The sequence below is a fragment of the Streptococcus sp. ELY_137 genome (assembly GCF_058314515.1).
Genome location: NZ_JBZFUL010000016.1, coordinates 12,877 through 32,430, shown reverse-complemented (window position 1 = coordinate 32,430; position 19,554 = coordinate 12,877). Strand labels below are relative to the sequence as shown.

Annotated in this window: 15 protein-coding genes and 2 pseudogenes; 3 read left to right on the top strand and 14 right to left on the bottom strand. The window is 41.9% G+C overall.

Annotated features, from left to right (window positions below):
• Positions 1 to 333: 333 nt before the first annotated feature.
• The 4 genes from AC4HAO_RS09670 to AC4HAO_RS09655 all read right to left on the bottom strand — a co-directional run bounded on the left by AC4HAO_RS09670 (position 334) and on the right by AC4HAO_RS09655 (position 6,224).
• Positions 334 to 1,752: a DHA2 family efflux MFS transporter permease subunit gene (locus AC4HAO_RS09670; RefSeq protein WP_491092898.1), complete on the bottom strand. Its 1,419-nt coding sequence runs from the start codon at positions 1,750 to 1,752 to the stop codon at positions 334 to 336.
• Between the two features lie 460 nt (positions 1,753 to 2,212).
• Positions 2,213 to 3,967 carry an ABC transporter ATP-binding protein gene (locus tag AC4HAO_RS09665; RefSeq protein ID WP_491092897.1) on the bottom strand — a complete coding sequence of 585 codons (1,755 nt, stop codon included), beginning with the start codon at positions 3,965 to 3,967 and terminating at the stop codon, positions 2,213 to 2,215.
• Positions 3,957 to 5,786 (bottom strand): ABC transporter ATP-binding protein, encoded by a 1,830-nt coding sequence (locus tag AC4HAO_RS09660; protein WP_491135232.1) that lies wholly within the window; start codon positions 5,784 to 5,786, stop codon positions 3,957 to 3,959. Before AC4HAO_RS09660 ends, AC4HAO_RS09665 begins: the two co-directional genes overlap by 11 nt.
• Before the next feature lie 9 nt (positions 5,787 to 5,795).
• Positions 5,796 to 6,224, bottom strand: a complete 429-nt coding sequence (locus tag AC4HAO_RS09655; protein WP_491092895.1) for a MarR family winged helix-turn-helix transcriptional regulator — start codon at positions 6,222 to 6,224, stop codon at positions 5,796 to 5,798.
• 221 nt (positions 6,225 to 6,445) lie between these two features.
• On the opposite strand from AC4HAO_RS09655, the gene AC4HAO_RS09650 reads away from it, so the two are divergent.
• The gene (locus AC4HAO_RS09650; protein WP_491135231.1) at positions 6,446 to 8,548 is read left to right on the top strand and encodes a surface-anchored 5'-nucleotidase; all 2,103 of its coding nucleotides are present in this window, start codon (positions 6,446 to 6,448) and stop codon (positions 8,546 to 8,548) included.
• Positions 8,549 to 8,761: 213 nt separating this feature from the next.
• Here AC4HAO_RS09650 and AC4HAO_RS09645 read toward each other — a convergent pair.
• The 5 genes and pseudogenes from AC4HAO_RS09645 to AC4HAO_RS09625 all read right to left on the bottom strand — a co-directional run bounded on the left by AC4HAO_RS09645 (position 8,762) and on the right by AC4HAO_RS09625 (position 11,336).
• Positions 8,762 to 9,507 (bottom strand): annotated as a pseudogene (locus tag AC4HAO_RS09645) (ABC transporter permease subunit).
• Positions 9,416 to 9,622 (bottom strand): annotated as a pseudogene (locus AC4HAO_RS09640) (ATP-binding cassette domain-containing protein); the annotation flags it as partial. The pseudogenes AC4HAO_RS09640 and AC4HAO_RS09645, both read right to left, overlap by 92 nt.
• Positions 9,623 to 9,639: 17 nt before the next feature.
• On the bottom strand, positions 9,640 to 10,434 hold the full coding sequence (locus AC4HAO_RS09635; protein ID WP_491092893.1) for an alpha/beta fold hydrolase: 795 nt from the start codon (positions 10,432 to 10,434) through the stop codon (positions 9,640 to 9,642).
• On the bottom strand, positions 10,403 to 10,894 hold the full coding sequence (locus AC4HAO_RS09630; RefSeq protein WP_491092892.1) for a DUF3021 domain-containing protein: 492 nt from the start codon (positions 10,892 to 10,894) through the stop codon (positions 10,403 to 10,405). The genes AC4HAO_RS09635 and AC4HAO_RS09630 overlap by 32 nt, the downstream gene beginning before the upstream one ends.
• Positions 10,884 to 11,336: a LytTR family DNA-binding domain-containing protein gene (locus tag AC4HAO_RS09625; protein WP_491092891.1), complete on the bottom strand. Its 453-nt coding sequence runs from the start codon at positions 11,334 to 11,336 to the stop codon at positions 10,884 to 10,886. Before AC4HAO_RS09625 ends, AC4HAO_RS09630 begins: the two co-directional genes overlap by 11 nt.
• Before the next feature lie 458 nt (positions 11,337 to 11,794).
• Between AC4HAO_RS09625 and AC4HAO_RS09620 the strand changes: the two genes are divergently transcribed.
• Positions 11,795 to 13,365, top strand: a protein-coding gene (locus AC4HAO_RS09620) for an IS3 family transposase (protein ID WP_491135230.1) whose coding sequence is annotated in 2 segments (ribosomal slippage) — positions 11,795 to 12,464 and positions 12,464 to 13,365 — 1,572 coding nt in all. Because the reading frame shifts where the segments join, the coding sequence is not laid out codon by codon here.
• Between the two features lie 72 nt (positions 13,366 to 13,437).
• Here the strand turns inward: AC4HAO_RS09620 and AC4HAO_RS09615 are convergent.
• From AC4HAO_RS09615 to AC4HAO_RS09605, 3 genes are all read right to left on the bottom strand, one after another.
• The gene (locus tag AC4HAO_RS09615; protein ID WP_491092890.1) at positions 13,438 to 14,808 is read right to left on the bottom strand and encodes a spherulation-specific family 4 protein; all 1,371 of its coding nucleotides are present in this window, start codon (positions 14,806 to 14,808) and stop codon (positions 13,438 to 13,440) included.
• Positions 14,809 to 15,033: 225 nt separating this feature from the next.
• Positions 15,034 to 16,386 (bottom strand): NADP-specific glutamate dehydrogenase, encoded by a 1,353-nt coding sequence (gene gdhA / locus AC4HAO_RS09610; RefSeq protein WP_491135229.1) that lies wholly within the window; start codon positions 16,384 to 16,386, stop codon positions 15,034 to 15,036.
• Between the two features lie 207 nt (positions 16,387 to 16,593).
• Positions 16,594 to 17,481 (bottom strand): LysR family transcriptional regulator, encoded by an 888-nt coding sequence (locus tag AC4HAO_RS09605; RefSeq protein ID WP_491135228.1) that lies wholly within the window; start codon positions 17,479 to 17,481, stop codon positions 16,594 to 16,596.
• A gap of 160 nt (positions 17,482 to 17,641) precedes the next feature.
• On the opposite strand from AC4HAO_RS09605, the gene AC4HAO_RS09600 reads away from it, so the two are divergent.
• The gene (locus AC4HAO_RS09600; protein WP_491092886.1) at positions 17,642 to 18,145 is read left to right on the top strand and encodes an HdeD family acid-resistance protein; all 504 of its coding nucleotides are present in this window, start codon (positions 17,642 to 17,644) and stop codon (positions 18,143 to 18,145) included.
• A 121-nt stretch (positions 18,146 to 18,266) separates the two neighbouring features.
• Here the strand turns inward: AC4HAO_RS09600 and AC4HAO_RS09595 are convergent, their stop codons facing one another.
• Both AC4HAO_RS09595 and AC4HAO_RS09590 read right to left on the bottom strand, forming a co-directional pair.
• A complete protein-coding gene (locus AC4HAO_RS09595; RefSeq protein WP_491135227.1) occupies positions 18,267 to 18,485 on the bottom strand; it encodes a hypothetical protein in 219 nt (72 codons plus the stop codon).
• A 379-nt stretch (positions 18,486 to 18,864) separates the two neighbouring features.
• Positions 18,865 to 19,473, bottom strand: coding sequence for a GrpB family protein (locus AC4HAO_RS09590; protein ID WP_491135226.1), 609 nt, complete (start codon positions 19,471 to 19,473; stop codon positions 18,865 to 18,867).
• Between the last annotated feature and the right edge of the window lie 81 nt (positions 19,474 to 19,554).

Here is a 19,554-nt window from a genome sequence, read left to right as displayed (position 1 = left end):
TTCTGTGAGTCAACTAATTAACACCCCCCTCTTAGTCAAAAACTCAGAGGTTAGGTTACTACTCTAGCAAGTATTTATTGCAAATCAATTATCACTATATTGAGAACTATTAAGAATTCAAGTAATTATCACTACAAGCTGCTCCTGCCAGCTTTTCTAGATGAGCCTGCTATCTTAATTTTAGATGAGGTCGATTTCAAAAGTCTATAAGCTGCCCTTACCTAGTTTGATTTTAATGTTTTGTGACTATAATTAATGGATAAAAATAAAAAATACAAAGCCTTCTTTGCCTCGAAAGCTAAGGCAGAGAAGACTCTGTGTTTGTCTGAGTATTTATTTTGTTCTGCTGCTCTTCAAACTCAAAGCTAATAGGAAACCGGCAATAGCAAGGCCTAATGTGAAATAAAAACCGTAATGAATCCCATTTGTAAAGGCAGCTGCATGATTGGAACCATGGTAATGAGATTGCCCCAATACCAAGAAACTCGTAGCTAATGCTGTAGCTATAGCACCGATAATTTGCTGCATCGTATTCATAATCGTTGAACCATCAGCCGATTCAGCCCCATGCAAACTGTTAAGAGCATGTGTTTGCGAAGGAGACATAGCTAAGGGACAGCCAATCATTAAAACAATATGGGCAGCAATAACATAAGTGACCGATGATGCTGGAGTAACAAGAATCAGCATAACAGCCCCTATAATAGCGATGATAAATCCTAACCGAGCCGGCATCGGTGCTCCCAAATTATCATAAAGGCGGCCTGATACAGCTGATACTAGAGCATTAACAAGGCCGCCAGGCAACATAATAACCCCTGTCATAGCAACAGGCAAACCCATACCATTTTGAATAAATTGCGGAAAGAGATACATAGCTGATAAGATAATAGCAAAATCCAACATAACCAGAACAGCCCCGATCCTAAAGGCTGGTTTGGTAAAAATTTTCAAATTAAGAATAGGATTTTGAAGATGCAGCTGACGGTAAGTATAAAATGTCAAAACAAGGATTCCAACTGCCAAAGCTCCCAGAACAATCGGTGAGCCCCAGCCTTGATCACTAGCAAAACTAACACCGAAAACCAAGGCGCCAAACCCCACAATACTGGATAAAACAGACAGAAAATCAACCTTAGGTTTCGTCAACTCTGCCACATTTTTTAGAAAAACTAGGGCAAAGATTAAGGCGACTGCCAGAATAAGGGCAAAAGACCAAAAAATATAGCGCCATGACAGTTTTGCCAGCAAAAGTCCTGTTAAAGTCGGACCAATAGCAGGAGCAAACATGATAACCAGCGCATTAACTCCCATAGCTGCTCCTAGCTTTTGCATAGGAAAAATCTTCATGGCTACAGTAAACATTAGGGGTAGAATGAGACCAGTTCCGATCCCTTGAATCATTCGACCTGCCAATACAAGACTAAAATTGCTTCCCAAGGCCGAAACAACAGCACCGCAGATAAAAGCCAGAATAGCAAAGATAACTGTCTGCCGGGTCGTAAACCATTTTGAAATCAAGCTGGATAAAGGCAAAACGATACCAATAACCAGCATGTAACCCGTTACCAGCCACTGCAAGGATGACGCTCCTACATTTAAGGCGACTTCCAATTTAGGCAGGGCAATATTTAGTGATGTTTCAGAAAGCATCCCCACAAAGGCTCCGATTAACATACTTGTCATAGCTAACCAAGGATGAGCAACATGAACCGAAGCTCGCGCAGTGTTTTCTTGCTTGTGTTCTTCCACAATAATTCTCCTCTCAGTAAACAACAGCTAATTCTGAAGCTAAATAAAAAGAGCCTTTCAAAACAAGAAGGAGACAAAACTTGCGAACAAGCAAGGCTTGTTTCAACTCCCACTTCGAAAAAACTCATTTTTCTGCAATATAAATGCTGTTTTTTTTGTATGATTATAGATCCCCTAGTCAAAAAAAATCAAAATCAGGCCGGGCAACCAGGCAACAAAGCATCCCAGTAACTATGGGCAGCCTGCTGCAGGCGATCCACCTAGCTGCCGTACTAGTTGTCAAAGTCAGCAACCTGCCTTTGTAATTTCCAAAGAGTATCGACTCAGCGATCCATGGCTTATCTTATCAAATTAAAAATTTTTTTGTAAGTCTTTTCTCAAAAAAAGAAAAACAATTTCTGAAAATCACAGGAAAGCGATCTATAAAAGAGCCCTCCTTTCGGAAGGCCCTTTTACAGTTTTAGGCTGAAGCGAACTGTGAATTGTAAAGGTCGGCATAAAAGCCACCTTGAGTCATGAGCTCATCATGATTACCCTGTTCGATAATATTACCTTCTTTCATTACCAGAATCAGATCGGCATTGCGAATAGTAGATAAGCGGTGAGCGATGATGAAGGATGTCCGTCCTTCCATCAGTTTGTCCATAGCCTGTTGAATCAACTCCTCTGTCCGAGTATCAACCGATGAGGTTGCTTCGTCTAAAATCAGGAGCGGTGAGTCCTTGAGCAAGGCCCGAGCGATAGTCATGAGCTGCTTCTGACCGACAGACAGGGTAACCGAGTCATCCAGAACAGTATCATAGCCCTGCGGCAGGGTTTTAATATAGTGATGGACACCGACTGCCTTGGCAGCAGCAATAACCTGGTCATCTGTTATATGATCTTGGTTATAAATCAAATTCTCTTTAACGGTTCCCTCAAAGAGCCAAGTATCTTGAAGCACCATTGAGAAGGCATCGTGAACTTCAGAGCGTTTCATATCGTGGATATTAACACCGTCGATGGAAATGCGTCCTTTATTGATTTCATAAAAACGCATCAGCAAGTTCACAATAGTCGTTTTACCAGCACCAGTTGGACCGACAATAGCAATCTTTTGGCCAGATTTAGCATGAGCAGAAAAATCATGGATAATGGTTTTATCCTCATTGTAACCAAAGAAGACATTCTCAAAAGCTACATCCCCCTTAACAGTTTGCAATTGGCGGCTCTTGCTTCCTTCTTCTTCCATTTCCTCTTCATCTAAGAATTCAAAAACACGCCCCATTGCAGCATTAGCCGACTGGAGTTGGGTAATCCCCTGCGCAATCTGAGAAATAGGCTGGGTAAAGATGCGAACATAGGTCATAAAGGCCACGATCGTCCCCATGGTAATATCACCATTGATTGCCATCCGTGCCCCAACGATACAGACCATAACATATCCAAAGTTCCCGACAAACTGCATCATGGGCATCATGATGCCTGAGAAAAATTGAGATTTCCACATACTGGAAAAGAGCTTCTTATTGAGGACTTCAAACTGTTCCTTACTTTCCTGCCGAGCGTTATAGCTGGTGACAACATTGTGTCCTGAGTAGATCTCTTCCACATAGCCGCTGACGTCAGCGAGATTCTTTTGCTGACGTTTAAATAGGGGTTGACTTTTAGCTATGATAAGAGCTGTCACAGAAAAGCCCCCAAAAACCGATAAAATCGCTGTTGCTGCCATAGTACCATTAGTCCTGATCATCATAAAGATGGAACCCAGCAGTAAAATAACCGCCGATACCATGGAAACCAAGCTTTGGTTGAAGGACTGGGTCAGCAAGTCCACATCATTAGTCACTCGTGATAGGGTATCGCCTTGGGAGTGGCTGTCAAAATAACTCAAGGGAATTTTATTAATCTTATCAGCGATAGCATCGCGCAGACGCTGTGAAAATCGCTGGATAATAGTCGAAACGATAAAGCTGGCTGCGTAAGACACCAAAGCGCCACCGGCATAAAGTAAGGCCAGCGTCAAGGCGATATGACCAATCTTATCCAGATCAATTTCGCCTGTCAGCCCTTTGGTCATGGTATCTGTCATCTCCTTGAGACGGTCAGGACCAATAACGGTAATTGTGCTGGATACAGCCGTAAAGATAACCGCTAATCCAAATACTGCCCGATACCCCTTCAGATAAGGAGTCATTTGGCTGAATAAAGATTTAGATTTCTTTTTATTTTCCATTTTCTAACTCCTCCTTAGATAATTGTGAATAGGCAATTTCTTGATAAACAGGATTATTGGCTAAAAGCTCTTTATGGGTACCCTGCCCAACGACTCGCCCTTCATCCAGAACCAAGATCTGGTCAGCATCCATAATAGTCGAAATCCGTTGGGCAACAATCAATTTAGTCAAATCTCTAGTCTTATCATTAAGTTCTTGGCGCAGAATCCGATCGGTCTTATAGTCCAAAGCCGAGAAGGAATCATCGAAAATCAGGATTTCCGGTTTACGGGCCAAGGCACGGGCAATAGCCAGACGTTGCTTCTGACCGCCAGAGAAATTGGTTCCGCCTTGGGCAACTTCTGTATCCAGTCCCTTTTCCTTACTTTCAACGAAATCCTTGGCTTGAGCTAGTTCCAAGGCTTCCCAGATATCATCGTCTGACAGCTGACCTTGGGCACTTTCACCCATGGCAATATTAGAACGAATAGTTCCGCTAAAGAGGACGGCTGTCTGTGGAATATAGCCCACCTTGTTATTAAGATCATCATGGCTATAGTCATCGACCTTGACCCCATCCACTTTAATCCAGCCTTCTGTCGCATCATAGAAACGCGGAATTAGGTTAACCAGAGTTGATTTCCCCGAACCAGTAGAACCGATAAAGGCAACAGTCTGTCCCTTTTCAGCTGTAAAGGAAACATGTTCAATAACAGCAGCAGAATTTTTACTGTAGCGGAAAGAGACATCATGCACTTCCACTCGTCCCTTGCTGCCATCATCAGCCTTGGAATCTTTTTTGAAGATAACCGATGGCTTCAAGGCTAAAACTTCGTTGATCCGCTTAGCAGAAACTAGAGCCCGCGGCAGAATAATAAAGATAGCCACCATCATCATAAAACCAATAACAACTTGCATAGCATAAGATGAAAAGACCACCATATCACTAAAGATGGAGACACGATCCTTGAGCGCGTGTGCAGCTGCTGCTACCATCTTCATTACTTGAGGGCTCGTTTTATCCACTGCCGGAATCTTGATATCATTAAGCAAGTTGGCACCGATCCAATAAATAGCCAGAGTCAAACCGCTGGAAACGGCAGTCATAACAGGATTCATCAAGGACATCAGACGAAAAACAAAGAGATTAAGCTTGGTCAGATTGGCATTTTCTTCTCGGAACTTCTCATCCTGATAGCTTTCCGCATTATAGGCCCGAACCACACGCACACCCGTTAAGGATTCACGAATAGTAGCATTGAGATCATCGGTCAAGCCCTGAACCTTGCGCTGCCGCGGAAAAGCGACAAACATCAAGACCGACAGCAAGATAAAGACAACCAAAACAGCTACACCGACAGCACCAGTCCACTCATCGCTTTTGCCCCAAATTTTAGTCAGGGCCCAGACAGCCATAATTGGTCCGCGGGTTACCACCTGCATCCCCATAGTAACCATAATTTGCAGCTGTGTTAGGTCATTGGTCGTCCGAGTCAGCAAACTCGGCACAGAAAATTTCTTAATCTCAGCCTGAGAGTAGTCTGTCACCTGGTTGAAGATATCCGAGCGCAGCTGTGTCGTAAAGCTGGCAGCCGTTCGTGCTGCCAAAAAACCGACTAGAACAGCCATCAAAAAACTCCCAAATGAGAACATGAGCATCTTAGAACCAGGCTTCATGATATCTGATGTCGTCGTCCCTTTATCCTGCAGCAAGGTAGTGATTTTAGACATGTATTCTGGTGTCTTTAAATCCATCCAAACTGCTAGACAAATGAAGACCGTACTTAAGACAATCATGCCCCACTCTTTGGCACTTAATCGTTTAAAAATTTTAAACATGTACGCCTCCTATTTTTCTAAATTAATTTTAAGCTGTTTAAAAACTTTATGGGTAACTTCCAAATCTTGTTCATCAATTCCTTTGAGAAGCTTGTTATGAATTTCCTGACGAAAGATAGCTAGCTCTTGGGCTTTTTCACCCCCCCAATCCGTCAAGACAATCTGCTTACAGCGCTTATCTCTCAAGGAAGGCTTAACTAGAATAAATCCATTCTTCTCCATGCGCTTGATGAGATTACTAGTGACAGACTTGGAAATATCCAGCTTCTCCTCAATATCCTTGATGAAAATTTCGTCATGACGATTTTCGTAAAGATAAGAAACAGTGAAACCCTGAGGGCCAGCCAAGTGTTCGACCCCTCGTGCCTTGGCCAATTCCTGAATAGCAGCTTCCATAGTATTGATGAAGTTTCTGAAAGTATCAAAAGGATCTTTCATGAAAACACCTCACATTTCCTGAAAACATTTTAGTTCTCGTGAGAATCATTCTACTCGCCCTATACTTTAAAGTCAAGCAATAAGTTCTCATGGAAACTTTTGGCTAATGCTTAAAAAGATAATTGTTCGTTTATATATAAACAATCGATAAAAAATATATTGAATAATTCGTTATTTAGTTGTAAACTTATGTAGAAAAAGTAAACTATTCGGAGGTATTTATGAAAAAACGTATATTACTAAAAAGTAGTATTTTAGCCATCGCAGCTAGCTTGATCCTTCTAGCTGCTGAGGTTTCAGCTGATCAAGTAGATGTCCAAGTTCTTGGAGTCAATGACTTTCACGGTGCCTTGGATACGACGGGGACGGCTTCTATGCCAGATGGGCCTGTCAGAGATGCCGGCGGTGTTGCCCAGCTTGATGCTTATATGGACGATGCTCAGACGCAATTCCAAGCTGAGCATCCACAGGGTGACACGACTCGAGTACAAGCAGGTGATATGGTTGGAGCCAGTCCTGCCAATTCAGGTCTTCTGCAGGACGAACCAACTGTTAAAGCCTTTAATCAAATGGATGTCCAATTCGGAACCATTGGCAATCACGAATTTGATGAAGGTTTGGCTGAGTACAACCGAATCGTTCAGGGACAAGCACCGGAACCGGGTCAATTCGATCCAATTGTTGACCAATATTCAGCTGACGGCCAGCAAGAAGCCGCAAAACAGCAGATCCTAGTCGCTAACATCATTGACCAACAGACAAATCAAATTCCCTTTGGCTGGCAGCCCTATGCTATTAAGACCATTCCTATCAATGGCAAAGAAGTCAAGATGGGCTATATTGGTATTGTTACGACTGAAATTCCCAATCTCGTCTTGAGGAAAAATCTCGAAGGCTACACTTTCCTAGATGAGGCCGAAACCATTGCCAAATATGCCAAGGATTTAAATGACCAAGGCGTCCATGCCATAGGTGTTCTGGCTCATGTTGCTGCCGACAATGATGCGGGAGAACTTGAAGGTGATGCTGTGCCGATCCTTAATAAGCTCAACCAAATTTATCCAGACCATAGTGTTGATATTTTCTTTGCCGGTCACAGTCACAAGTACGCCAATGGGGTGGTTGGCAGAACACGTGTTGTTCAGGCCACTTCTCAGGGTAAGGCCTTTGAAGATGTCCGCGGCGTCTTAGATACCGATACAGGTGATTTTATTGATATTCCAAGCGCTCAAATTATCCCTGTAGCACCAGGCAAGGCAGGTAGTCCTGACCTTCAAGCTATTGTTGACGATGCCAGCAGGCGGGTGAAAACTGTCACGCAGGCTAAAATCGGAACTGCTACACTTCCTCAAGCTATCACTCGGGAGACCAACCAAGATAAGGAAACAGCTGTTGGTGATTTGGTTACTCAAGGACAATTGACCATTGCTCGTAAAACCTATCCTGATGTTGATTTCGCTTTAACGAATAATGGTGGTGTTCGTTCAGATTTGATTGTTAATCCTGACAAATCTATCACTTGGGGAGCTGCCCAAGCCGTTCAGCCATTTGGTAATGTCTTACAAGTTGTTCAGCTGACAGGCCAACAGATTTATGACGCCCTTAACCAACAATATGACGAGCAACAACGCTATTTCTTTCAAATGGCTGGGCTTCACTATCTCTATACCGATAATCCTGCTGGGGGCAAGGAAACACCTTATAAAGTGGTCAAAGCTTATAAGGATGACGGCAGCGAAATTGATCCGAGTCAGACCTACAAGGTGGTCATCAACGACTTCCTCTATGGTGGTGGTGATGGTTTCTCTGTGTTGCGCAATGCTCCCCTGATCGGTGCGATTGATCCTGATACCGAAACCTTTGTCCAATACATCAAAGATCAAGAGGCTGCCGGTAAAACGGTTGTTATACCGGAGATGAACCACAAGACCTATGTCACCGTTCAAACGGCCCATACCTATCAAGACCGACCAGACCGACCTGATGGTCGTCATCTGCTGACTATAGAGACCTATGTCAATCGTCAAGGTCAGCCAGTCGGTCAAGCAATTATCAGCGACCAACTGATTAAAGAAAATCAGTCTGACGCAAGAACCGAGCAAAAAACCCAAGTTCTACCAAGTGCTAGCTTTAGCCTCACACCTCTTGCTGACAAGACAGGAAATCAGTCAACCGCTGCTCAAGCGAAACAAGTTAAGCGAACTGAGGCTAAGTCCTTGCCGGAAACGGGGGCCGAGGAGAAATCAGCGACTGCCCTCAGCCTAGTCGGTCTGATCATAACATTTACAGTCTTCTTTATGGGAAAGAAAAAGGAAGAAAACTAGCTCTAGCTTAAGAATTTTTCTATGAAATGAAAAAAGCATGACATCTCATTCCTCAAACGAAGGGAAAATGTCATGCTTTTTTGTGATAGGTAAAACTAGACTTTCAAGCGGATAGATCAGATTCTTCTTATAATACAAGAAAAAGCCTATTTCTATTATCATTTTCGAAATTTTTATCGTTGGTCTGGGCTAAATCAAAATCCTGCATGCGATCTAAACGCTCAGATCTTTCCTTTGGTAATAAGCTGCGCTGACGATCAAGCTAATTGCAATAACAGCCCCAGCAACAGCTAAATAGGCTGGCTGTAATTTGATTTGACTGAAACATCTGCGCCGCTCGCAAAATAGTAGGGTGTCAGGTATTTGAGAAATGCGATATCCGGCACAATACGGCACATTATATCCATGACGTAGAGCAGCAAAACCAGCCCGAGTGAGAGACCAATTTGTTTTTTACGGCTGAAAGCAGAAACTAAGAAAGCCAGGCTGGCAATTTCAATCTGCAGCAAAAAGGCTAAGACGTGATACCTGAGAAAGAGATTATAAGAAAAGTCTAAATCAATCTGCCAGATACCAAATACTTCCAGTCCTATAACGATTAGATTAAATATCAGCAGCATAAGGATCAGGCTAATATACTTCCACATCAGGATGTTCAGACGGGCAAAAGGAAGCGTGTAAAGAAATTCACTGGTATGTCCTTCTTCTTCCTTGGACAGACTGCTTGCTACCATCATAGCCGCAAACATCCCAGCCCCCAGTCCGAACATTAAAACAATCTCAGTCGCAAAATAGCCGTCTAAAGTTGCGATACTAACCTTATCCAGCCCCAAAGCTTTGGCCATCTCTCCCATATTAGCATAGAGAGCTGCTGTATCTGTCAGCTGATCCTTCACACTTTTGTATAAGACAATGCAGCCCCAGCAAACAGCGAATGGTTGTTGATTTCCCAGAACCATTTGAGCCCAAAAAACCAAAGATTTCACCTTTCTCAACAGGTAGGGAAACATCTTCGACGCCCATGTGGCGGCCATATTATTTGCGCAAATGCTTGATATCAATAACAGTTTCCATGTGATTGCTTCCTTTCCTTAGATAGAAGTGTTTAAGAATTCCAATAACAGTTGATTATACTTATCAGGCTTGAGCATATTAGACGGATCAAAGGAATCTTCAATAACTTTAATTTGGCTGGATGGCATAACTTGATGAATTCTCTTCATATAGTCGATCAAAAGATTATAACGGTCTCCCACCAACAACAAGATAGGTATTTTTAACTGACCAATCTTCTCAGTATAATTAATTTGGTTAATAGCCCTGCGCTGTAAAACCACTTCCCGACTGCGTAAGTTTCCCATAATGGTTTCCATATAACTTTGTGCTTCTGGAAATCCTTTATACTGTGATTTTACCGACCATTTAAGAAGACCGCGACAATAATAGAGCCATAAACTAGCACTTATAGCCATTTTATTAAGAAACTCCTTGATGTTATGAATAGTCGTATCAGAAAATGTATCAGTTAAAACCAATCCCTTAACATAATTTGGATAGTTGACTGCAATATGCTGACAGACAATCCCACCATATGACGTTCCACAAAATACTGCCTCTTTAATGTTAAGTTCATCCAGTAAAGCAATCACAGCAGCAGCCTGCTTTTCAATCACTTGCTTAACAGGGACTTTTAAAATAGAGGATTTTCCGTTTCCCAATAAATCAGGGCAAATTACTCTATATTGATGCTGAAAAGCTAGAATTTGCTGTAAAAACATTCGTCCATCGCAGCCAAGACCATGTAAAAAAACTAGGGCGATACCTTCCCCAGTATCACTGTAATACATCTCGTCATTATTTAATTTCATTAATTTTATCTCTGACATAATATTCCACTTGCCACTTTCTTTGATTCTTATAATCATCCAACAATCTATTTAGCTTCTTGCTGTCAATGTTACGCTTGATTTTGTTGGCAATAAAAATAGTCAAGTATTCCAGCATCACATAGAGGACAAAGCAAGCAGCTGCTAGGAGATTGCTATCAAACCAGCTCAGCCATTGCCCAACAGCACCATAGAGGCAGGAACAAACGATTAAGCCTAGCAGTTCTCTCCCTGCTAACCTATCAGCTTCATCAAAGTTTTTAAACAGAAAAACCTGAATCTGAGTGATAACATAGGCCGCAATGACCATTTCGATTAAATAATAGATATTGGCTGTTGTCCTTCCCTGCAAAAGCTGGTAAACAGCATAGAAAAAATAAACACAAAAACAATAGATAGCTGTCTTATATTCATTGGCAATTTCCTGACTTAAGAAACGTTCCCACCGCTTAGTCTTCATCTTTAATTCCCTCCTGCAAGACCTGTCTGAGTTTATTGGCGTATTTACGTGAGATAAGGACACGTTCACCATTGTCCAGAGTGGCTTCGATCCGGCCAAAAGACTGGCTTTTAAAGCTCTCAATGTGGTACATATTGAGCACCATAGCTTTAGCAGAGCGAAAGAAGCCGCAGTGAGCATAAGCGACAGTCAAGTTTTTCAGACTTGGCGCAACCTGATAAACTGATTGAGCAGTATAAAGAAAGGTTTTGCCGTCAATACTCTCAAAGTACAAAATATCGTCCAAAGCCAAATAGCGGTCTCCGCTGTCATTGCGCGCTAAAATTTTATCGCTGTCTTGATTAACCAGACGGCTGATAGCTTCTACCTTGGTACTGTATTTTCGATAGCGAATAATCACTTCTTCTTCGCCATCAGAAATTTCTTCTAACTTCAATTTCACAGGATCGCCTCCTTAGCGACTATTATAACAAATCCCTCCTCTTGTGAAAGCGTTTTAGAGCTGAGATGCAAGAAAATGCTCTAACATGCAGCTAAAGAAAAAACGGCAATAGTTTCATTAGCCTTTTAACGTGAAATGAATCGCAGATCATAAACATTTATTTATCCCCCTGCATACCAAAAGTTAGAGGAAAATTCCGAACTTTTCAAAAGTTCAATTTTTCTCCCCTTTTTTCTTACTGAACGCTTGATCTGAAAAAGACACTTCTGCATCATATATAGGTAAGCGGGACTTTAAAAACTTGATTTATCGGTGTGTCAGAGACTATTTCAGTTACTACGACTTATCAATATAAAATAAACAAAAAAAGAGTTTGGAACAGTCTTTGTGATATACTCCCCTCATAGTGGACAGTGAAAAAACAAAATTCACTAGACACTATAAGGGGAGTTTTTCGTATGTCTAAAAGAAATCGCCAATCAGTAGAAGAGAAACTAGATATTGTTCAGTTATATATGACGCATCACTATTCGCTCAGTCAATTAACTCAGAAGTACCAAGTTTCTGATTATACTCTTAGACAATGGATAAAACGCTATGAAACGGCTGGTGTGGAAGGGCTAAAAAACAGTCGAACGTGGAAACCCTATGCCAAAGAGCTGAAAGAACAAGCAGTTAAGGATTATCTTGACGGAAAGGGCTCTACCTATGACATCTGTCAGCGTTACCAGATTTCGTCTCGTTCTGTTCTCTCAAAATGGCTAAAAAGGTATACTAATGGTAAAGATTTAAAAGCCACTAGTAAAGGATTGACTCGAATGAAACAAGGACGCAAAACTACTTTTGAAGAACGCATTGAGATTGTTCACTATACCTTAGCCCATGGGAAGGACTACCAAGCCGCCATGGAGAAATACGGTGTTTCCTACCAGCAGGTCTATTCCTGGGTTCGCAAGTATGAAAAAGACGGTTCGCCATCTCTAGAGGATCGCCGTGGAAAAGGGCTAGCTACCAAGCCTCACCTAACAGCTGAGGAAGCTCTCCAACTCAAAATCAAACAATTAGAAGAGCGTAATCATCTCTTAGAAATGGAGAACGGCCTGCTAAAAAAGTTGAAAGCCATCCAGAGGCGAAACCACAGGTAAGATTAGGACGTCACTTAGCAGCCTACCAAGCTATCTATGAGTATAAGGAAGAGAATCAGATGGCTCCCATTAGTCATCTCTGCCGGCTTTTGAGTGTCTCGCGTTCTGGTTACTATAAGTGGCTGGCTCACGAAGAGACAGAGTCTGAGGCAGTCAACCAAGAGTTATGTGAACGCATTAAAGAACTGCATGCCAAGTACCGTGGCATTTTAGGCTATCGGCGAATGACCCGTTTTATTAATCGTCAATTAGGAACTCACTATAATACGAAGCGGATTCGCCGTCTCATGCGGATTCTTGGTCTCCAGTCTGTGATCCGCCAGTCACATAGTTATTGCACCAAGACCAGTTACCAGCATACCGCAGAGAATCTTCTCAACCGTGAGTTTACAGCGAGTGCTCCTAATCAGAAATGGTGTACGGATGTCACCTTCCTGCCGTATGGTTTGGGTTCCAAGGCTTATTTAAGTGCCATCAAGGATTTATATGATGGGGCTATTGTGGCTTACCCTATCAGTCCTCACAATGATAATCCCTTGGTCATGGAGAACCTGAGAAAGGCTATGGTCGCTAATCCCGGTGCAAGGCCTTTGATTCATAGTGATAGAGGCTCTCAGTACACTTCTAGAGAATACCGTATGGTGACCACACAGTATGGCTTGACCCGTTCCATGTCTCGGGTCGGTAAATGTATTGATAATGCCCCAATTGAGAGCTTTTTCGGACACTTCAAGACGGAGTGTTACGACCTAAAAACTTACAAGACTTATGAGGAGCTAGTCGCTGATATTGACACCTATATGACTTTTTATAATAACCACCGCTATCAAGAGAAGCACAAGGGCCTTGCCCCTCTTGAAGTGAGGAACAAGGCCCTTGCTTGATCGTTTATTATTTCACTGTCCACTTGACAGGGAGCTGTTCACTTTGTTCCAGACTCTTTCGTTCTATTAGCATTACCGATTCTTGTTTCTACGGCTCATCAGACTGAATCCAGCCAGCAGCAAGCCCAATCCCATAACTGTTATGGCGACTGTCCTCCGGCTGCCAGTAGCAGGTAACATTTGTCCGTTTTTAACCGCTTCTTCTTGAGAATTCTCAGAAGCATTTAAATTCTGAGCCGATCGAGAAGACGGATCAGATAGATCAGCTGCTGGCAGATTATTTACTAATGATTCGGTTGTATCTTCCATTTCTGATTTTTCATTGATTGGCTTATCAGATTCAGATGGTACAGGATTGTCTGTCTGGTTTTCGGAGTTAATACGAGCAACCAAGTTTTCAAAATCTGTTGGCAATCGGTCATACGGATTATTCTTTACGTCATCTGTAATCATTACCCAGCCAGCATTTCTAGCTCGGGATAGAGCAATAATATCATCATATTGCGAAGGGTCAACCGCATAAATCACATGATAGATGCGATTAGCATTGGCAGGATCAGCCTCAAACTGGGAAATCGGCTGGTAAAAATTATTGATATAGGTATCGGCACTGACTTCACTTGTCAGCCAGATATCAGCATAAGGAGCGATTTCGTCAGTAATAGACCGGCCAGCATTGGCCATGACAATCATGTCAGGATAATTTTGTTTAACATATTGATAGTATTCCGCCATCTTTGGAGCATCTGAAGCATTTCCACCATAAGATGCCTCGTCAAAAAAAATACCTGCAAGATTACCTTCTCCATAAAATTCCGCATAACGGTCTACATCGTTTAAGACATCCGTACTTGGGCGGTTAAAGAAACCGGTTGGAACATAGGCAACATTTTTAATTCCCCTGTTGATATTATTGGCAATGTGTTTCTGATAGGCCTCATCAATTTTGGGACCTGGACCGCCGGCAGGATTGACAATAACATAAGGAATCTGATCTCCGCCAACATTTTCAATCCTCGTCCAGAAATCATCTCCTCGCTGATAGGCCGGAATAATTACTGACTGAGAAGTAAGTTTTGTTGGCTCTACCGTTTCAGTCTCTGAAGCAAGAGAAGATGGAACTGTTTGGACAGTTTGAGCATTATCTTGGACAGCCTCACTCTCTTCTTGATAAGCTTCCTCAGTTTCTGCAAGAACTGAGGTGCTGTCCGCCTCTTCTACAGCTACTGTAGCCGATTCTGGAGCAGAGGCAACACTATCTGTCTGGTTAGTATTGACAGCATCAGTTTGAGTGCTTTCCGCCACCTTGGCAGCCTCAGACGGAACTGCCGTGCTGGCACTGCTTTCTAGTTCATCGGCCTGCGTCACCAGAGGACATCCTATAAAATAAACTGGCAGTGTAGCTAATAAAGCTTTCCTAAGAATAAAACGTTTAGATTTCATAAATTCTCCTCCATTTCAAAATCATCATTCATCCCCCATTTTATCATATTCCAATAATTTATTATAATTCCCTAGTTTCATTATCAAAAATAACCTATACGGTTTCTTTATGTTAGACCGTATAGGCTATTAACTAAAACACTTCAGCATCTGAAAGAAACTGAAGTGTTTTATCTGTTTTGTAATATTTATTGGAGTTTTATAGCAAAATAACTATCGGATTGCCTAGACAATACCTTGTGCTGACATGGACTCAGCAACTTTAAGGAAACCAGCGATATTGGCACCAACAACAAGGTTGCCCTCTTGATCAAATTCTTTAGCTGCCGCTGCTGAATTTTCATAGATACCCTTCATGATATCATAGAGTTTAGAGTCAACTTCTTCAAATGTCCATGATGTGCGTCCGCTATTTTGAGCCATTTCGAGCGCTGATACGGCTACACCACCGGCATTGGCAGCCTTGGCTGGACCAAATGAAACGCCATTTTTAAGGAAGACATCAATGGCACCCAGCGTTGATGGCATATTTGCCCCTTCAGAAACGGCGATAACTCCGTTTTTAACCAAGGTTTCAGCGTCAGTTTCGCTCAATTCATTTTGGGTAGCACATGGGAAGGCCAAATCCGCTTTAATAGACCAAACAGTTGTGTCACCGCCAGCTGGTGTGAACGTTGCATTTGGACGAGCGTCGGCGTATTTAACGATACGTTCACGTTTAACTTCCTTGATTTCCTTCAAGAGAGCCACATCAATACCATCTGGATCATAAACATAACCAGATGAATCAGATACGGCTACAACCCTAGCACCGAGGCTCTGCAATTTTTCGGTTGCGTAGATAGCAACATTACCTGAACCAGACACAATAGCTGTCTTGTTGTTAAAGTTTTCACCACGCGCATTAAGCATTTGCTCTGCAAAGTAGACAGCACCGTAACCAGTTGCTTCCGTACGAGCCAGTGAGCCACCCCACTGTAGGCCTTTACCAGTCAGGACACCAGTATATTCATTGCGAAGGCGTTTGTATTGACCATAGAGGTAGCCAATCTCACGTCCCCCAACACCGATATCACCAGCGGGGACATCGGTGTCTGCGCCAATATGTTTGCTCAGCTCGGTCATAAAGCTTTGGCAGAAACGCATGATTTCATTGTCAGACTTGCCTTTAGGGTCAAAGTTAGAGCCACCTTTACCGCCTCCGATAGGCTGACCAGTTAGTGAGTTTTTAAAGATTTGTTCAAATCCGAGGAACTTGATGATAGATTGGTTTACCGATGGGTGGAAACGAAGTCCCCCTTTGTAAGGCCCGATAGCAGATGAGAACTGCACGCGGAAACCACGGTTTACCTGAACCTTTCCTTGGTCATCAACCCATGGGACACGGAAAGACACAATACGTTCTGGCTCAACCAAACGCTCTAAAAGATTTTCTTCGATATACTTAGGATATTTATCAAAAACAGGAACCAAAGACTGGAAAACTTCTTCCACTGCTTGCAGGAATTCTGGTTCATGACTATTTTGCTTCTTGACCTTGTCAAAGACGCTGTTAACGTACTCTTGTCCACTTGTCATTACACTTACCTCCGATATGACATTTTTGTAATTATAATTACGTCCTTTATTATATAAATATTCTGAATATTTTGTCAAGGATTTTTCGTATCTTTTTCTATTTTTTTATGTTTCATGTGATATTTTATAACATAGCCCTCCTACTGTTTTCCTTCCTCGTTATCAGAGAATTAAAACCTCAAAAGGTTTTGGTAAAGTTTTAAATGCTTAAAAAAGATCTCTCACCCCATCGTATAAATCTTGTAGGATATCAATCAGCACCTTGATACTAGTGATGCGATTATCCTCATGTGTCACTAAGACAAAGTCAAACTGCTCTGGACAGTCAAATGGTATCCAGACAAACTGTCCTGAGTAGTCATTAAGAAAGCCTGGCGAGAGGCAGATGGCCTTACCGCTTGCGACTTGGATCAGTGTGAAATCATGTATCGGACTGTTATAGTGATGGATAGGCACACTTGATAAGACGCGCTGCTGGACCTGGCGAAGTTTTGGCGATGATCCACCGTTTACCAGCAAAGTACGATGGGCCAAGTCATCAGCAGTAATAACTTCTTTTTGGGCAAGCGGATCCGAATTTTGACACAAGAGATAGATGTGACTTGTAAAAAGTGGATGGATACCGACACCCGTCAGCGTTTCAGCTTCCTCCCGCGGCAACAAAATTATGTCCAGCTCTCTGCGCATAAAAGAGCTGATGAAATCATCGGGTGACTGAATTTCTGGCACAATCTGCACCGATGGTTGTTTTTCTTCAAAGATTTTGATAGCCTCAGGCAGATAATAGAGGGACGTTCGGGTTGAAAATCCAATTTTAATCGAATCCTTGTAACGCTCCCCCATATTTTGTGCCTGCTCAATGGCAAACTGCAGCTCCTGCGAAATGCGCTGCAGCGACACAATCAGGTCCCCTCCTGCAGGCATCAAGCGGATGCTTTTCCCGATACGGTCAAAAATCGCAAAGCCAACTTCTTCCTCAATAACTTTGATTTGGTAAGATAGGGATGGCTGAGAAATGTAGAGATTTTCAGCGGCACGGCTCAAATTCAGGGTCTTAGCCGTTTCAATCAGATAGGTTATTTGTTTGGTATTCATAATTAAGATACAAGGGCTTCAAGCACACACAGCTAAAACAAAAAGCTAATCGAGAACACTGACGTTCAAGAAATACTTATTTTTAAGAATGATAGGTTCTCTTTGCTTTTCTTTTATTGCTAAACTATAATAGAGGTAATTATCGAAGTGAGGTATATTTATGAAATGGTTTCCTTTAATCGGAGGGGTGTTTTCAATCCTGTACGCTGGCTTTCTCTTTGCGAATCCACTAACCAGTGTGGCTACGATTGCCTGGATCATCGCCTTAGTTATCTTTGTGACTGGAATTGCTAGTTTTCTGGAATATTTGAACAATCCCCAATACCGCAGCATTTGGCAGCTCGTTCAAAGTCTGCTTTCTGTCGTCTTTGGCTTTGTACTTCTGAGCAGCTCTGTCTTTTCCTTAACCAGAGCCTTTATGACCATCATTGCTTACTGGGTCTTGCTATCTGGACTGCTGCGCCTAGTCACTGGCGTCCAGCTGCGTCGAGCTGGCTATCCGAGATACTCCATCAATCTCTCCTCGGCTGTTCTTACTATCCTATTTGGCCTTATTCTACTGGGCAGCCCCCTGTTTTCAGCCAGTATTATTGGCATTATAGTCGCTTTCTTCTTCTTAATGATTGGAATTGCCCTCCTCTCGCTCTACTTTAGAATTCGCTAAACTGTAAACGATTAAATAACAGCAAAAGATCCGAAAAGAATCGGATCTTTTTAATTTCAACCACTAAAATATTTTCAAAAATTTAATCAATCCACCCTTTTAATATCTAAATCTAATCTGGCTAATCATAATAAGAAATATTAGCTTCATAACTACAAGGTATTCTCAGCCTTGTAAAATATAAAAATTCAAAAAAGATCGATAATGCGAAACTCATACTATAAATAGTCACTAATGAAATGGCCTGCAGCTCCTGTGCCAAAATTTCAGAAGTCATAGAGTTTCTTTGCCTGGCAGAAAGGTGTATGACTTCTTGACCTTTATCTTTCAAAATTATCATACACTTCTCTCCTTTCCTTACATCCTTATCATAGCAATTTTTCTCCTAGTCATTTAAAAAATCTTTGTCCATAGCAACAGGCATTTGTTTTAATCGCCGCATACAAGCCACTATATTTGAATTCTCTTCGCTCAGCGGGGTTGAAGACCTTTATTATAATGTGTTTGGAGTTTTTAGGATAATGGTAAACTGGCGTAGAGTTAATGAGTAATTTATTTGTTTAGCGTCCAAAATCGCATAATAAATGGAAACTAGAAGCCTTATCAGCCACCAGCTTAGCTGGTGGTCTTCTTGTTTTTCTCAAAGAGAAAAACTAGTTTCAAGCCATAGCGAAAAATCCAGCATCATGGCCGATGCAGGATTGACAAGTATTAATGATTCACGTGTTTGGTTGTCTGTTAGGCCGAGAAAAATAGGCTGTACTATATATATTCTTATCCCCCTTATGCTTTTCTAATTCAGTATATTTCCTGATAAAGTCTGCTTTAGCCTCCGTATAACTATTACGGTCGTGTTCGAATTTTTTCCAGAGAGAAAGTTTCAACTCTTCATAAGCTTTAGCTGTTTTCGGATGTTTAATCAGATAATCTCTAAAATAGAGTTCATCACAATCTCCCAAAAATCGCAGATGCAGATGAAAAACTCTTGGAGCAAAACCACTTGTTGTGTAACCCTTCTTAAGCGATATGCGATTTTCGGCTTTGCTCATAAAAAGCCAACCATTAGCCAGCAGGATGGTCTTAATCGCTTGAAGACTTTGTCTGTTATCAGCTTCTAGTAAAATATCCACAATGTTTTTAGCCCAAATCTTGGGAATAGCGGTGCTGCCAATATGATGAACGCTGACAGAAAATTTATCCGCAAGTAAGTCCAAAATACTCTTTTTCTCCTCTTCATACCAATTTGTCCAGTCATCATTGTGGGCTACCAAAAAGATAGGAAAAAGCTGCCGAAGTTCTTCTGAGCTCATATCTTCTAATCCATTCATTGTCAACCCCTTTGTTTAAAATAGACTTTCCGTGTTTTTTTCATTCTCGATACGCTTCTCCCATAAATACTTTCATTCAAA